This is a genomic window from Xenorhabdus aichiensis, assembly GCF_028598775.1.
Classification (GTDB): domain Bacteria; phylum Pseudomonadota; class Gammaproteobacteria; order Enterobacterales; family Enterobacteriaceae; genus Xenorhabdus; species Xenorhabdus bovienii.
Window position 1 is genome coordinate 15,229 of the sequence record NZ_JAQRFO010000052.1, and the last position, 15,448, is coordinate 30,676.

General features: G+C 44.5%; 14 protein-coding genes and 1 riboswitch. Of the genes, 5 read left to right on the top strand and 9 right to left on the bottom strand.

Going from position 1 to position 15,448, the window contains the following annotated elements; all coding sequences use genetic code 11:
• Positions 1-12: 12 nt before the first annotated feature.
• The 9 genes from recC to rppH form a co-directional block, all read right to left on the bottom strand.
• Positions 13-3,402 (bottom strand): exodeoxyribonuclease V subunit gamma, encoded by a 3,390-nt coding sequence (gene recC / locus PSI22_RS17755; RefSeq protein ID WP_273580891.1) that lies wholly within the window; start codon positions 3,400-3,402, stop codon positions 13-15.
• The gene (locus PSI22_RS17760; protein ID WP_038185285.1) at positions 3,395-3,772 is read right to left on the bottom strand and encodes a prepilin-type N-terminal cleavage/methylation domain-containing protein; all 378 of its coding nucleotides are present in this window, start codon (positions 3,770-3,772) and stop codon (positions 3,395-3,397) included. Before PSI22_RS17760 ends, recC begins: the two co-directional genes overlap by 8 nt.
• A complete protein-coding gene (locus PSI22_RS17765) occupies positions 3,769-4,209 on the bottom strand; it encodes a YgdB family protein (RefSeq protein WP_273580892.1) in 441 nt (146 codons plus the stop codon). Before PSI22_RS17765 ends, PSI22_RS17760 begins: the two co-directional genes overlap by 4 nt.
• A gap of 4 nt (positions 4,210-4,213) precedes the next feature.
• Positions 4,214-4,825, bottom strand: coding sequence for a prepilin peptidase-dependent protein (locus PSI22_RS17770; RefSeq protein WP_273580893.1), 612 nt, complete (start codon positions 4,823-4,825; stop codon positions 4,214-4,216).
• Positions 4,822-5,337 carry a prepilin peptidase-dependent protein gene (locus PSI22_RS17775; RefSeq protein ID WP_273580894.1) on the bottom strand — a complete coding sequence of 172 codons (516 nt, stop codon included), beginning with the start codon at positions 5,335-5,337 and terminating at the stop codon, positions 4,822-4,824. Before PSI22_RS17775 ends, PSI22_RS17770 begins: the two co-directional genes overlap by 4 nt.
• A 288-nt stretch (positions 5,338-5,625) precedes the next feature.
• Positions 5,626-6,420: a thymidylate synthase gene (thyA, locus tag PSI22_RS17780; RefSeq protein ID WP_273580895.1), complete on the bottom strand. Its 795-nt coding sequence runs from the start codon at positions 6,418-6,420 to the stop codon at positions 5,626-5,628.
• A complete protein-coding gene (lgt, locus tag PSI22_RS17785) occupies positions 6,417-7,295 on the bottom strand; it encodes a prolipoprotein diacylglyceryl transferase (protein ID WP_273580896.1) in 879 nt (292 codons plus the stop codon). The genes thyA and lgt overlap by 4 nt, the downstream gene beginning before the upstream one ends.
• 130 nt (positions 7,296-7,425) lie before the next feature.
• On the bottom strand, positions 7,426-9,672 hold the full coding sequence (gene ptsP / locus PSI22_RS17790) for a phosphoenolpyruvate--protein phosphotransferase (protein WP_273580897.1): 2,247 nt from the start codon (positions 9,670-9,672) through the stop codon (positions 7,426-7,428).
• A gap of 9 nt (positions 9,673-9,681) precedes the next feature.
• Positions 9,682-10,212 (bottom strand): RNA pyrophosphohydrolase, encoded by a 531-nt coding sequence (rppH, locus tag PSI22_RS17795; RefSeq protein WP_273580898.1) that lies wholly within the window; start codon positions 10,210-10,212, stop codon positions 9,682-9,684.
• Positions 10,213-10,328: 116 nt separating this feature from the next.
• Positions 10,329-10,432: riboswitch (TPP riboswitch) on the top strand.
• Between the two features lie 73 nt (positions 10,433-10,505).
• Between rppH and thiB the strand changes: the two genes are divergently transcribed.
• The 5 genes from thiB to PSI22_RS17820 all read left to right on the top strand — a co-directional run.
• Complete coding sequence (thiB, locus tag PSI22_RS17800) at positions 10,506-11,519, top strand: thiamine ABC transporter substrate binding subunit (protein ID WP_370689041.1); 1,014 nt, start codon at positions 10,506-10,508, stop codon at positions 11,517-11,519.
• On the top strand, positions 11,495-13,099 hold the full coding sequence (gene thiP, locus PSI22_RS17805) for a thiamine/thiamine pyrophosphate ABC transporter permease ThiP (RefSeq protein ID WP_273580899.1): 1,605 nt from the start codon (positions 11,495-11,497) through the stop codon (positions 13,097-13,099). The genes thiB and thiP overlap by 25 nt, the downstream gene beginning before the upstream one ends.
• Positions 13,092-13,799, top strand: coding sequence for a thiamine ABC transporter ATP-binding protein ThiQ (thiQ, locus tag PSI22_RS17810; protein ID WP_273580900.1), 708 nt, complete (start codon positions 13,092-13,094; stop codon positions 13,797-13,799). Before thiP ends, thiQ begins: the two co-directional genes overlap by 8 nt.
• 316 nt (positions 13,800-14,115) lie before the next feature.
• The gene (locus PSI22_RS17815) at positions 14,116-14,454 is read left to right on the top strand and encodes a DUF3761 domain-containing protein (RefSeq protein WP_273580901.1); all 339 of its coding nucleotides are present in this window, start codon (positions 14,116-14,118) and stop codon (positions 14,452-14,454) included.
• A 194-nt stretch (positions 14,455-14,648) separates the two neighbouring features.
• Positions 14,649-15,448 (top strand): hypothetical protein (locus PSI22_RS17820; protein ID WP_273580902.1); only part of this gene is annotated, 800 nt, incomplete at its 3' end.

Consider the following 15,448-nt stretch of genomic DNA (forward strand, 5'->3'; position numbering starts at 1 on the left):
TATTTTCCCTATTTATTTAGATGAAGAGCGACTTAAATGACAAGCCATAGGCAACAAATAACTCTGTACTTCGCGTTTCATACGCACCCAAAATAATTGATCAACTTGCCTAAATGCGCGCTGAACGTAGGCATCACTGCTTTCGCCACTTTTTCCCTGTGTTCCCAGCCATTGCTGCATCAGTTTGTTTTCAGCTTTTTGTTGAGCTTCCTCACTGAAATTGATTTCCTGACTCTCTCTGTCAAAGCAATCATCCAGCCATGCCCAACCGCTTCGGCAAAACAAAGGGAGAGGTTCAGACATGCCCTGAAAAAAACCGGCAACCATCTGATTCAGATATTTTTTCGCCTCATCCGATGTCAATGGTGAAAAACGCCACTCGCTGTTTTCCCTTCCATACATGCGGCTCTCACCACTGTTGCCCGAAAAGCAATAGGCAAGATGTTCAATCCATAGTTGGATACCATCATTAGCCATTAAGTTCGCTGGACGCCAACGTAAAATTCCATCGGGCTGCACCTGATGAATTTTTCCAGTCAATACCACGGTATCTAACTCATGGTGTAAATCGATAAAAGAAGACTCCATTCTCTCTTCCCGAATCTTATTTGCCAATGGCTGCATAGCTTCTAATTGATTCAGCCAATAAACCTCACCAAACGCCCCATGTGGCAAACCACCCGATGCACGAAGATGATAAAACAGAGATTCAGGTGGCTCTTCTTCTATCAAGATATTCAACAACAATTGGTTAAATTGATAACGTTGCAGATGATCGAGTACAAAAGGTTCTTCTTCAGGCAGTTCCGTCTCTTCAATGACGAAATGCACTTTCAGCCGACGCTGAAAAAATGCCCTGACGGGGTAACGGTAAAAACGGATCAGCTCATCGAGTGTCACTTCCTTTATCTCACTACTCTCAAACCCAATCGGCTGGCAAAAATCGACGGGTGAAACGCCTTGCTGACTGGCCGCCGGCAACCATTCTGCGGCATAACTTTGCTGATAATGATCAGGCACGAAGTTTTCCATCGCAAAAGGAACACGAGTATGTTGTAACAGCAGGTGATTTCTAACGTTCCTTGCACTGTCATCAACATTCAGCATCTCATCTCCCGGCAAGCAACAGCTCTGGCAGACATAATCCAGTAACTCGTTGACCAATACGGAAGGATTACACTCGGTATCATCACGAATCGATTTACCGATGTAACTAATATAAAGACACGTTTCTGCCGAAATCAGGGCTTCCAGAAAAAGATAACGGTCATCATCGCGCCGCTTCCTATCTCCCCGCTGGCTTTTTTCTGCCATCAGATCGAACCCAAGTGGCGGGATAGTTCGTGGATAAACGCCATCATTCATGCCCAGCAGACAAACAACTTTAAAAGGAATGGAACGCATGGGCATAAGAGTACAGAAATTCAACGAACCTGCGAGAAAACGCTGACTGATTTTCTCATCATCAAAACGCAGCGCCAATTCATCACGCAGCAGCACCAAAGGGACACTCTCGTCATAATGAGCATTCAGACCATGATCAATGACTTTCTGCCACTGCTGAGTGATCAATGCCAATACCAGCTCTGTTTCCTCATCCGCATCAAAAAAAGTTTCCAACAGTTGCGGACATACTGCCAGCCAATCCGACAGCCTCTGCTCTTCACTCAGAATTTTACGCCAGCGGTTCAGCTCCATTAAAAATTCAGCCAGTTGCCCCGCCAGTTCTGCGGCAAGACCACTGGATTCATCATAAGGCAAAACGTCATTCCATGGGCCTGCATGACTGTCCATAGCATACCCCAATAACATACGTGTCAAACCAAAACGCCACGTGTTCTGCCCAGTAGCAGGCAACGACAGTGCTTCTATGTTGTCGTCATCCAACCCCCAGCAAATCCCTGATTCTTTCACCCAGCGCCGTAACAAACGCAATCCATCTTCCTGAATGGCAAATTTGCTGGCCAATGCGGGCACTTCCAGTAATGCCAGCACCTGCTCTGCCGTAAAACGACTCTGCGGTAGTTCTAGTAAGGTAATGAAAGCCTGCAAGACGGGGTGAGCCTGACGGGCTTTACGATCAGAAATCGCAAAGGGGATATAGCGCTCCTCCGGTGCATTGCCGAAAACTGCCTGAATATAGGGAGCATAGCTGTCAATATCTGCCATCATCACGATGATGTCTCGTGGTGTCAGTGAGGGTTCATCATCCAGAAGACGCAGGATCTGATCCTGCAAAACTTCCACCTCTCTCTGTGGGCTATGACATGAATGAAAAGATAGCGAGCGGTCTTCACCGTCAATCTGACGTTTTTTTAGGCTATTTTTGAAAGAGTGTTCCGTGGAACCAATTTGAGCATGATCTTCAAGATTCAGCATATCCCGCTGGATTTGATGCAGGATACAACCCGGCTCCAGTTCAACAAAAGCATGAACGTCAGAGTCAGGTTCCAATTGCGATAGCAGGTAGAGGTTATCCCTGCCTAATTTACCCCATGATGCCAACAAGGGATTGTTCAGACTCTGCTCTCCTTCATCATTGAAGAGAGATGACGCATTTTCTGGATCTCTAAATCGCTCCAGTGACTGCTCGCTTTGATAATGTTTTGGTTTACGGCTATTTAACTTGGCCAGAAAGGCATAACTCTGGATATCCCCCCAATAGTACAGACACGGATTAGTAAACATCAGGTGAATATCGATATGTTTCCCCAATGCCTTAAATATTTGCAGATAAGCAGGAGGTAACGTAGATATCCCACAGATAAATACCCGTGCAGGCAGCTTTTCCAGTGGAAAACGGCCTTCTTGCAAAGTTGAAATAAATCGATGATATAAGTTAGCGCGGTGCCACAGCGGTTGTTCTAGCTGGCGGGTATATTCTGTCAGTTCAAGCCATAATCTTTTTTGCCACGCTTGGTTATCACTTAACCCATCAATTGACTGATCGCTTTCCCAGCTTTCCAGCCATTGAGGGCGATAAACCAGATATTGGTCAAACAAATCAGCAACTCGACCTGCCAACTGGTGGATCTTACGTTTATCAATATCTTGGTCGAGATAGTGCCTGAGAGACGAAAACTCAGGCTCTGTTAACAAGCCGGGTAACAGCGTCATCAGCTTCCATTTCATGGCATCCTTACTGAATGAGCCATCTTTAGGAACATCAGGCAATACCTGCGTAAACATCTGCCAGATAAAAGTAGCCGGCAGTGGAAATTCCATGTTCGCAGCAATCCCCAGTTTTTCTGCCAGTTGGATTTGCAGCCACTGTGACATGCCGGGGCTTTGCACTAGAACCACTTCTTTGCCAAATGGGTCGGCAAGGGGATTTTCCCCGATAAATATTGCCATCAACTCCTTAAGAATATCGAGTTGATTTGAATGATAAACTCTAAACATCAATACTCCCACTTGCACAAAACCAGCGATCTAATTTATTAGATTGATTATAACTTTTTGTCACATTAACGGTTATTTGATAGCATCCCAAAGAACGAAATTCCCGTTGAAGTTCGATTTTCCACCCTTGCTGTGATTCAGTTTCCTCCAACACAATCTGCCCTTCCAACCGCTCATATTGCTCCAACTGGTCATGCGCCAATCTCACCGCCTTAAGCTGCAACCAGTACTGCTGAAAATTTGATGACAGTGCCTGATGGTAACGCATTAAGCCCAACAAAGAGATCGCAAACACGACAGATGCCAACATAACTTCCGGCAAACTCATGCCATTTTGCCGCTCGTGTCGATGGAGATGGAATCGTTTCATAAACAAAATTCAGCCTGCGGAACAGGGCAAAAATCCAGCCAACCACTTTCAATAGGAATAAGTGTATCTCTATTTGCGTTTTTCATCTGTTTCATCCATTGATAAAGTTCAAGATTTTCCCCTGACGCGAACTGAGCCATCCCCTTTAATAGAAAAAGATTATCCGCATAGTGTTTAAGGCAGCTTTGCAAATGAAATTCCGGTTGTTGCTGGCAAAACCAGTTTTCCTCTTCCTGCATATTGAATTGCCATGACTGCACCTTTCCCCATTCCAGCGATGACTCTGCCCGCTGAAAGGCGTTCAGGTACTTTTGCTCATCTATCATCATGAGCATGGCACTTTCTTGTTGGTAATGGAGTGCTTTCAACATCATTAAGCTCAGTGCCATTAACATGAGTATCGATACCAGCAAAATATTGCCCCGCTGCCCATCCACCCGATTATTTCCTTATATTACGCAAGCGAACTGTCATTTGGTGACGATATATAATAGATGGAGATTTAAGCCAATGGGTATTAATGGACAACGTAATAAAAATCAGCCCATTTTTTGCCTGTGATTTTTCAAGGTGAAAAGTATCAACCACAACCTCCGTTGGATCAAATAATCTTTCCCAGCCATTTCCCTGACAATTCTCCACGCCTCTTTTCCATTCGAGGACATGATTATTTAATCGATAACCAAAAAATTCTGATTCAATATGCTCAGGCTTCTCCCATTGGTTATTTAAATTAAGGTCAAAAGCAACAATAAAACAGGAATTAGCAGCTTCTGTATTTTTATTGTTAATCAGCAATGGCTCACCTTCACATTGTTTTCTGTCCTGACAATAACCCGCGCGCCTGAGATCTTTTTCCATCATATAGACGGTTCTATTCACCAGATAATGGAGACGATATTTCCGGTATAGATCGAGGATCTGACCTGATAAAACCGGATAAGTTTTTGCCATGGCGATAAAAATTACACTACTGATCAACATGGCAACCATGACCTCCAGTAAAGAGAATCCGGTCTGTTTTCCCTTAAAAAGGGATATAGCCAATATCATGAACCTTTGATTCCCTCACAATTAGGAAGCTGGCTAATATTATTGCTGCATGTTCTGATTCTTCCACGCCCTGAAATCACCACACTAATCTCTCCTGCTGAATTTGCCAGCACAAAACTAGCTGGCATAGCAGTATTTCTAACACCATAAAAATCAATGCGATCACTGGTTGCTGAAGCCAAAAATACATCGTCATAAGGTGAATTAACTCGCTCTCCCTCCCCTTCATGGCAATCAGATATCTTGGATACCGAAGAAATCAGGCACCACGTTTGTCCTATCACCAGCCACAATGTGCGCTCCTGATTCATATAATTTGCCAACCCTTGTTGCCTTTCCATAAAAGACAACACATTCTGTACCGCTGACTGTAAACGCAGGCGGTTTTGATATTGCCCCCAATGATATAACCCCCAGGATAGACTCATTGAAATTAGGGTCATGGCTATCAGTAACTCCAATAATGTAAATCCAGACGGTTCATTGATACGTCCTCCATTTTTTATTGCCATTGTCTTATTGCCATTATGTTATTGGCTTTGTGTTATCAGCCTTATGTTATCGCCATATTGGTGTGTTTTCCTGCGGCTGAATATCTTTGATTCATGGAAAAATAAAAAGGGAGTTAATTAAGTTATGCGAAGCGCTTTGAGGGAAATATAACGATGAAATGGCTTTTACATTTTATTTGCGGAGCGGTACGCAAAAATGACAAGTCACTATTTTTTAATATTGAGAACAACCGTCGGTACATGTAAAAAGAGCAGGCTAAACCCGCTCTTTAACAATTTGGTATAGGTTTAAATCGCGACTGGAGCTTTAATGCCCGGATGCGGATCATAATCCACAATCTCAAAGTCTTCGAACCGATAATCAAACAATGACGCAGGCTTGCGCTTGATAACCAGCTTAGGTAACGCTCGCGGCTCGCGGCTTAACTGAAGTTTGGTCTGTTCTAAGTGGTTGCTGTAAAGATGAGTATCACCGCCAGTCCAGACAAAATCCCCCACTTCCAGGTCACACTGCTGAGCCAACATATGAACCAGCAAAGCATAACTTGCAATGTTGAATGGCAACCCTAAAAAGACGTCACAAGAACGCTGGTAAAGCTGGCAGGATAGTTTACCCGCCGCTACGTAGAACTGAAAAAAAGCATGGCAGGGCGCTAATGCCATTTTATCCAGCTCTCCGACATTCCATGCAGAAACAATAATCCGACGCGAATCAGGGTCACTTTTCAGCTGTTCAAGAACGTTTGCCAACTGATCGATTTGACGGCCATCCGTAGAGCCCCAGGCACGCCATTGTTTGCCATAAACTGGCCCCAGATCGCCATTTTCGTCGGCCCATTCATCCCAGATAGTCACATTATTATCACGCAGATATTGGGTATTGGTATCACCGTTCAGGAACCACAGTAGTTCATGGATGATGGAGCGAATATGACAGCGTTTGGTTGTCACCAGCGGGAAACCCTCTTGCAAATTGAAACGCATCTGATGACCAAATATCGAGAGTGTTCCCGTACCTGTACGGTCATCTTTTGCCGTGCCTTCTGCCAGCACTTTTTTCATTAAATCCAGATACTGTTTCATTTTGCCTCTTGTACCTTGTTATTACGCTGGCATTTACAAGCCCAGAACATCATTAAAATTCCGACTAAAATCATTGGAATAGAAAGGATCTGCCCCATACTGATCCCCTCAAACAACCCGAGCTGTGCATCAGGCTGGCGGAAAAACTCGACGATGATACGGAAGGCTCCGTAACCAATCAGGAATAAGCCTGAAACACTTCCCATCGGGCGTGGCTTACGGATAAATAAATTGAGGATGATAAACAGCACTATCCCTTCCAGTACCATTTCATACAGTTGTGACGGATGGCGAGGCAGGACACCATACTTTTCCAGAATCGGCCATAAAGAGGAATCGGTTGTTGCCAGTGCGATATCTTCGCTGCGAGAACTCGGGAATAATATCGCCCACGGTGTATCAAGCGTAACACGCCCCCACAATTCGCCATTGATAAAGTTACCGATACGCCCCATCCCCAAACCGAAGGGAATCAATGGAGCAACGAAATCAGAAACCTGTAGGAAGTGACGTTTAGTGCGACGGGCGAACCACCACATGGCACATATAACCCCGACCAGACCACCGTGGAAAGACATGCCGCCATCCCAGACCTTGAACAGATACAACGGGTTATCAAGGAACATTGGGAGATTGTAGAACAGAACATAACCGAGGCGTCCACCGACGAACACCCCGACAAACCCTGCATAAAGCAAGTTCTCTACTTCGTTTTTATTCCAGCCACTGTTTGGTTTTGCTGCGCGTCGATTTGCCAGCCACATGGCAAAAACAAAGCCAACCAGATACATAAAACCGTACCAGTGGAGAGATACAGGCCCGATTGAGAATATGACAGGGTCAATATTAGGAAATGCCAGATAGCTAGTGCTCATCGTTCCCCACTAAAAGTAATGTTGTGTGAATGAATATTATCTATCATGTCTTAAGACAAATAATCGCAAATAATAGCATAGGCAGTAAAAGGGATTAAGAGCCATCCTATTCAGACGGGAGCAGTATTCGCTAAATACCCCCCCGCACCAAACCACCGAGACCATTGGCCTCCATAAATTCAGTAGACAGGGCTTTCACCTGCTGGCTGGTCTCTGCTTTCAATATTTCTTTGATAAGCCGCTCAAGATCGTTGGCATCCAAATGACGCAGTAAATACTTTATACGCGGAACGCTTCGACCACTCATGCTCAGGCTACGGTAACCAAGGCCAATTAAGATTAACGCACCCATCGGCAAACCCGCCATTTCTCCACATATACTCACGGGAAGATTAATACGCTGGCTCTCATCAAAAGCCAGTTTCAAGGCCTTAATGACCGCAGGGTGCAAATTGTCATACAAAGCGGCAACGTGTGTATTATTGCGATCCACCGCAAGCAAGTACTGGGTTAAGTCATTCGTGCCAATAGAGATAAAATCAACCCGTTTCTTCAACTGCGGCAATAAGAAAATGGTGGAGGGTACTTCAACCATGATGCCAATCTGGGGCATGGTAATCGTACCGCCAATTGTCTGTTCAACTTCAGCTTTCGCCCTGTCGATCAACTTCTTGGCTTCATCAATTTCTTCGATGCTGGTGACCATCGGCAGCAATATTTTCAGGTTACCAATCAGCGCATTGGCTTTCAACATCGCTCTGAGCTGAATCAGGAATATTTCCGGCTGATCCAGCGTGATACGAATTCCTCGCCAACCAAGGCAGGGGTTTTCTTCACTGATGGGCATATAAGGCAGTTGTTTGTCCGCACCAATATCCAATGTTCGTAGCACCACTGGTTTATCTGGAAGAAGCGCCAACATCTCTTGATAACGGTTTTTTTGCTCATCTTCTGATGGAAAACCACCGTGCAACATAAAAGGGATTTCAGTGCGATACAGGCCTACACCATCAATACTATCGCCTATCTGCTGTTCGTATTTTAAGCTTAATCCTGCGTTGAGCTGCACCAGCACTCTTTCGCCATTTTTGAGTTGTGCTTTTTGTTTCAGTTCACCCTCGGCTAATTTGCTGAGAACCTGTTCTTCTTCAATAATCTGTCGGTATTCCTGAATAATCAGTGGTTCTGGTTCAACAAAAACTTCGCCGCGATAACCGTCAAGGATTAACATCCGATTATGCAGTAATTCAGGCTGGATATCGGCTCCCATGATAGCCGGTATCCCCATCGCCCGAACCAGTATTGCGGAATGGGAATGGGTTGCGCCATCCCGTACAATCACACCAGCCAGTTGCTCCTGCGGCATCTCAGCCAGTAAATTGGCACTGAGTTCATCGGCAACCAGAATAAAGCGTTCTGGCCATTCGCTATCACCTGTGAAAGAACCATCCAGATGGAACAATACCCGCTGCCCAAGCGCCCGTAAATCAGAAGCTCTCTCCCGCATATAGGGATCTTGCAGGCTGGCAAACTGTTCGGCATATTTTTCGACAACACTTTTAACTGCCCACTCCGCTACAAACCCGTTATCGATGGAAGAAAACAGATCCTGCTTAAGTTTGGGATCATTCAGCAAATGAGAATAGAGATCAAAAATAGCGGCACTTTCTTTCTGTGAACTGGAGGTAAAGCGCTTGCTGATACGGCGACATTCTGCTGTTGCCTGCTCAAGAGCTGCGGTCAGTCGAGAACGTTCTGCCTGATATTCCAGCGTTGACGCTTCAAAAACTTGTTCGAGTGATGGCTGCGAGCAATCTTGCCAACCCTGAGCCATGACGATACCACTGGAAATGGCAAGTGCCTTAATGCGTGTCTGACGATACTGACCAAATAACCCTTTTGTCTGTGCCTGAGCAAGAATAACCGCCAATTGCATAGCTAGCGTGACCATAAAAGACTCTTCACTTTCATTGAATAGCCGTCGTTCATTTTGCTGAACAACCAGTATACCTTGCAACTGACGACGATAAACAATCGGTACGCCCAAAAAAGCCCGCAGACCTTCTTCTTTTACTTGGGGGATATATTTAAAACTGGGATGATCGCGCACATCGGCGAGGTTGATTAATTCAGATAAGCGTCCGACTTCACCAACAACACCTTCATCAAAGGCCAGGCTGATCGCTCGTTCCTTTGGCTTCTTTAAGCCTCTGGTAGCCATCAAGTAATAGCACTGCCGCTGGTGATCGGCCAGATAGATAGAACAGACATCCGTGCTCATTGCCAGACAGGTTTCACTGACCAATAGTTCAAGCGCTTCAGACAAATTAGCTGCCATAGCAACCTTTTCGACAATTTCCCGTAAGCGCATGAGCATAACAGTTACCTAACTTCTTCTGCGACGATGTAAATAAGGTGAATGTAGCTGTACAGCGGATTCCTGCATTGGCATCACGATGGAAGAGAATTCTTTCATTACGCGGCGATACACATCCCGTTTAAAAGAAACCACCTGCCTGACAGGATACCAATAACTGACCCAACGCCAACCATCAAACTCGGGTGCATTGCTGCGCTGCACATTAATATCGGCTTCATTACAAAGCAACTGTAATAAAAACCAACGTTGCTTCTGCCCAATACAAACGGGCTTTGTATCCCAACGCACCAAACGCTTGGGTAATTTGTAACGCAGCCAGCTACGGGTAGATGTGAGAACCCGTACATCTTTGCGATTTAAACCAACTTCTTCGAACAACTCGCGATACATCGCTTGCTCTGGTGATTCCCCTGGATTGATACCCCCCTGAGGAAACTGCCAAGAATGCTGCCCATAACGGCGAGCCCACAGGACCTGCCCTTGGCGATTACAAATTACAATTCCTACATTCGGGCGGTAGCCATCATCATCAATCACCAGACTACCTCTCGATAAAACAAATTTGAAAAGATAGCTAATTGTTTCACACTCATCTCAAGCGGTAAACCTCTATCATTGGACTTTGCAGCCGTAGCGGAAGTCTCTACAATACCGCCATCTCAACGGGGTGCTGCTGTTGTAAAACCGCATTGCTGAGAAAAACCCGTCGAACCTGATCCGGCTAGTACCGACGTAGGAATTTGAGACGCTAATCATTGATATAAAAATATTTTCCATTTAGCACTTTCTCAAATCCTTTACCTATCTGCTAATCACAACAGGAGAGCAAAGTGTTTAAAAACTTATTTTCCAGATTTATCACAATCGGTACGCTATCGATTTCTGCATGTGTCTTTGCTCAAACGGCACAGGCCAAGCCTACACTGACAGTTTACACTTATGATTCATTTGCTTCTGAATGGGGGCCAGGACCTGTCATTAAAAAAGCCTTTGAAGCAGAGTGTAGCTGTGAACTGAAACTCGTCGCCTTGGAAGATGGGGTATCCCTGCTGAATCGTGTAAGGATGGAAGGCAAAAAAACGTCGGCGGATATCGTGCTGGGGCTGGATAACAATTTGGTTCAGGCTGCCCAGCAGACAGGGTTGTTTACACCAAGCCATATTGATACCTCAAAACTGAAATTGCCTATCACATGGAACAACAAAACCTTTATTCCTTACGATTACGGTTACTTTGCCTTTATTTACAACAAAAATACGTTACCTCATCCTCCCAAAAGTATGGATGAATTAATCAACAGTCACCAGAACTGGAAGATTATTTATCAAGATCCGCGCACCAGCACCCCTGGCCTGGGGCTGTTACTCTGGATGCAGGATATTTATGGCGATAAAGCGGCACAGGAATGGCCGAAAGCTGCCAAAAAAACGCTGACCGTCACCAAAGGCTGGAGTGAAGCCTATGGGCTGTTCCTGAAAGGTGAAGGAGATATGGTACTCAGCTATACCACATCACCGGCCTATCACATTCTGTCAGAGAAAAAAGATAACTATGCCGCTGCCATATTCAGCGAAGGCCATTACCTGCAAATTGAAGTCGCCGCTCAGTTGGCCTCAAGTAAGCAACCTGAACTGGCGCAGAAATTCATGCAGTTCATGATTTCACCTGCATTCCAGCAAGCAATTCCGACGACTAACTGGATGTATCCTGTTATCGACATTCCTCTGCCTGAGGTTTTCAAGCAGCTTCCTGTGCCCGCAAAACCACTGCAATTCAGCGCAGATGACGTGGCCAAACACCGTAATCAGTGGATCCGTACATGGCAAAGCGCCGTAAGCCGTTAATTGCGGGTTGGTTATTGCCGGGGGTGATTGCCTCCGGCCTGTTACTTGTGGTTGCTCTGTCAGCATTTGGAGCGCTTTGGTTCAATGCGCCGGAAAGCCACTGGCAAGGGTTCTTAAATGACAGTTACCTGTGGCATGTCATTCGATTCACTTTTTGGCAGGCTTTCCTATCTGCCGTGTTATCGGTGATGCCAGCGATTTTCCTCGCAAGAGCACTTTATCGCCGTCGTTTTCCCGGCAGAACGCTGTTTCTGCGCTTATGCGCCATGACGTTGGTACTTCCCGTTCTAGTTGCTCTCTTTGGCATACTGACCGTTTATGGTCGAGTCGGCTGGTTGGCAAATATTTCCCAATGGATGGGTATTGAATACCGTTTTACGCCTTACGGGCTGCAAGGAATTCTACTGGCACATATTTTTTTCAATATGCCAATGGCAGCCCGGTTACTGCTCCAATCGCTGGAAAATATTGCGATAGAGCAGCGGCAACTCGCAGCGCAGCTTGGCATGAATGAATGGCAGCATTTTCGTTTTGTAGAATGGCCTTATCTGCGCCGTCAAATTCTGCCGACGGGTGCACTGATATTCATGCTGTGCTTTGCCAGTTTTGCCACCGTGCTCGCACTGGGAGGCGGCCCCGCAGCAACCACCATAGAGCTGGCCATTTATCAGGCACTCAGCTATGACTACGATCTCGGCCATGCTGCCCTGCTTGCGCTTATCCAACTATTTTGCTGTCTTGGTCTGGTGTTGGTCAGCCAAAAACTCAAAGGCACACTCGTTGTCGGTTACGGTCACCAGCAACAATGGCGGAATCCGCAGGATTCATGGCTGCAAAAAGGGTGTGATGGGCTATTCATCGTTATGGCACTACTACTTTTGATCCCACCGTTATTGGCGGTCATTGTGGACGGTCTGAACGGTGCTGTACTTAATGTCCTGCGCCAGCCAGCTTTGTGGCAAGCTTTTACGACTTCAGCCATTATCGCTTTGGGAGCAGGTTTGCTGTGTGTCATGCTGACTATGATGCTGCTATGGAGTAGCCGTGAATTACGCTTGCGCCACTCTCCTCGCTGGGGACAGGCAATGGAAACCAGCGGTTTATTAATCCTTGCCATGCCGGGCATTGTTCTTGCAACAGGCTTTTTTATTCTGCTGAACACCACCGTTGGCTTGCCGCATTCTCCTTACGGATTGGTTATCTTGACCAATGGATTAATGGCGATCCCATATGCTCTGAAGGTATTGGATAACCCAATGCGTGATTTGGCGGAGCGTTACAATCCCCTGTGCCGTTCCCTTAATATTCAAGGGATTCACCGACTGCGCTGGATTGAACTTAAGGCACTGAAAGTTCCTTTGGCTCAAGCACTGGCTTTTTCTTGTGTTTTATCGATTGGGGATTTTGGCGTTGTCGCGTTATTTGGCAACGAAAATTTCCGCACCCTGCCTTTCTATCTTTATCAGCAAATCGGGGCATATCGCAGTCAGGACGGTGCAGTCACCGCATTCTTGCTGCTACTTCTCTGTTTTATTTTGTTCAGTGTGCTTGAACGTCTACCAGGCCGACGCCATGATTAAACTCGAAAATGTCATTTATACCTACGAACACCTTGCCATGCATTTCCATGTCAATATTGAGGCAGGTGAACGCGTTGCAATCCTCGGCCCCAGCGGAGCGGGTAAAAGCACGCTGTTAAGTTTAATGGCAGGATTCCAATCCGCAGAAAGTGGCGATATCTGGTTAAATGATGAAAATCATACCCATACCTCGCCTTCCAAACGGCCAGTCTCAATGTTGTTTCAGGAAAATAACCTGTTTTCCCACTTAACCATTGAGCAAAATATCGGTCTGGGGTTACATCCCGGCTTACGGCTAACGGGTGAGCAACAAAAGACGCTACAGCAAATTGCCGCCCAAGTATCACTGCAAGATTATCTTAACCGCCTGCCAGCCCAGCTTTCCGGCGGCCAGCGCCAACGCGCAGCACTGGCACGCTGTCTGGTACGCCAGCAGCCTATTTTATTGCTCGATGAGCCATTTTCGGCACTTGATCCTGCTTTGCGCAATGAAATGTTGGAGTTACTGACGCAAGTTTGTGATGCGCGCCAGCTCACTTTAATGATGGTGTCCCATAATCTTGATGATGCCGCCAAAATAGCGCCGCGTTCTTTACTTATTGTGGATGGGCGGATTTATTATGATGGTGCAACGGCGAAGTTAGTTAATGGGGAAGCGCCTGAGGCGGCGATTTTGGGGATAGGGGGAGTGGTTAAATAACACCATCTATGCCGCTCGGTGCAACCATGCCCCTGCCTGAAGTGCCATTGATTCAGATACAGCAATTTTTATTATCTTATGCCAAGTAAGCAACCCATCATCATCAAGCCTTAATCATTTAAAAAAATGTCATGATTTCTATATCCGTAATGTCTACAAACCACAAGCATTTGTTATAAATAGAAAATACAAAACAGACATAAATCGAAATATAAGTATTTCCTATGCTAAATTTGTAATGAAATCATTCAAAGCTATACTCCAAACTGCAAGAGTTGGTTTCGGGTTAAGACACTCTAATCAGAGGATACATATGATGAAAAGCTTGAAGTTATCAGTTGCGGCATTACTGGTGTTGTTTTCAAGTACGGCGCTTGCAGCGCCGGCAGTATCACTCGAACACGCTTCAAAAACAGCCACCACGGTAGAACATAATGTCAAAACGGCTAAAGACAACGTTAGCTCATTAGAAAAGAAAGTCACCAAAGGTTCAAAAAGCCAAAAAGCGTCACAGAAAAACAACAGTAAGAAATCAAAAGCTGGAAGCGCAGAGAAAGGGGCTAATAGCGCCCTTTGTAAAGACGGAACCTATAGTAAGAGCAAAACCCATAAAGGTGCATGTTCTCGCCACGGTGGTGTAGCTAAATGGTTATAAATTTCCGTTGATTTTTTATAATACCCAATTAGGGAGCTTCGGCTCCCTAATCATTTTTCAATATGAATCGCATTTTTTTAACTGGAAATAATGGTATACTCCAATAAATTAACTCTATTTTCATCAATCTATTCAATAATATCATGGTGAATAAAGAATAAATTACCATCCAACCAGAAAAAATTGGAATAATAATGCGATTAACTGACGATAAGAAAATACGAAAATCGATAATTAGGTTATTTACCTTTACAGAACAAATCATCATGCTTAAAAGCTTTAGGTTAGTTAAGCATGAAACAAGAGATGATTTTTCCACTTGGTTAAAGGGATTAGCCTATGATTTTATGTCATCAGCAAAATTTATGACGTTCCTTTTTATTATTTTGGCCGTTTTTACTTATATCAGTCCACCAAAATCACACCATGCTGTTTTAATTTTCAACAATATTATTTTTATCTATCCTGTTTTTTTATTTTTAGCTATATTGAATAAAGCCAGAATAATTGGATGTGGCTACCTTGTCGGCATAAAATTATTTATATTCTGCATTAAACACAGAATATTTTTTGTACCGGAATCACAAAACAAGGCTTACCCACCCCTAAATACACAGGGCATCAAAATTTATATTGACGATAATAAAAAAACAAGGAAATTCATCACAGGCATTTTTACATTCAAAGAGCAATTAACCCTATTACGATGTTTCTCTTTGGAGAGAGAAAATACTCATGGAGACTTTCTGGCTTGGCTTAATAAAACTTCAGCCGATTTTTTTGCGTCGATAAAAGCTATGTTAATTATTCTATTTATATTTTTCATTATTGCCATAATAAAAGACTATGAAGCTTGGAATTATATACTTGTCACTTTCTTTATTTTTATTATTCCTTTACTGACATTAATTTGCATATTTGCCACATCTCACATGATGGACTGTAAATTTATCACAAGTGTAAAATTACTTTATTTTCATTTAAGAAATGAAAT

What these genes read in the sequence shown, in the direction of transcription:
- recC (WP_273580891.1), bottom strand. Translation starts at nt 3,402, where the DNA reads ATGTTTAGAGTTTATCATTCAAATCAACTCGATATTCTTAAGGAGTTG.
- PSI22_RS17760 (WP_038185285.1), bottom strand. Translation starts at nt 3,772, where the DNA reads ATGAAACGATTCCATCTCCATCGACACGAGCGGCAAAATGGCATGAGT.
- PSI22_RS17770 (WP_273580893.1), bottom strand. Translation starts at nt 4,825, where the DNA reads ATGATATTGGCTATATCCCTTTTTAAGGGAAAACAGACCGGATTCTCT.
- PSI22_RS17775 (WP_273580894.1), bottom strand. Translation starts at nt 5,337, where the DNA reads ATGGCAATAAAAAATGGAGGACGTATCAATGAACCGTCTGGATTTACA.
- thyA (WP_273580895.1), bottom strand. Translation starts at nt 6,420, where the DNA reads ATGAAACAGTATCTGGATTTAATGAAAAAAGTGCTGGCAGAAGGCACG.
- lgt (WP_273580896.1), bottom strand. Translation starts at nt 7,295, where the DNA reads ATGAGCACTAGCTATCTGGCATTTCCTAATATTGACCCTGTCATATTC.
- ptsP (WP_273580897.1), bottom strand. Translation starts at nt 9,672, where the DNA reads ATGCTCATGCGCTTACGGGAAATTGTCGAAAAGGTTGCTATGGCAGCT.
- thiP (WP_273580899.1), top strand. Translation starts at nt 11,495, where the DNA reads ATGGCAAAGCGCCGTAAGCCGTTAATTGCGGGTTGGTTATTGCCGGGG.
- thiQ (WP_273580900.1), top strand. Translation starts at nt 13,092, where the DNA reads ATGATTAAACTCGAAAATGTCATTTATACCTACGAACACCTTGCCATG.
- PSI22_RS17815 (WP_273580901.1), top strand. Translation starts at nt 14,116, where the DNA reads ATGAAAAGCTTGAAGTTATCAGTTGCGGCATTACTGGTGTTGTTTTCA.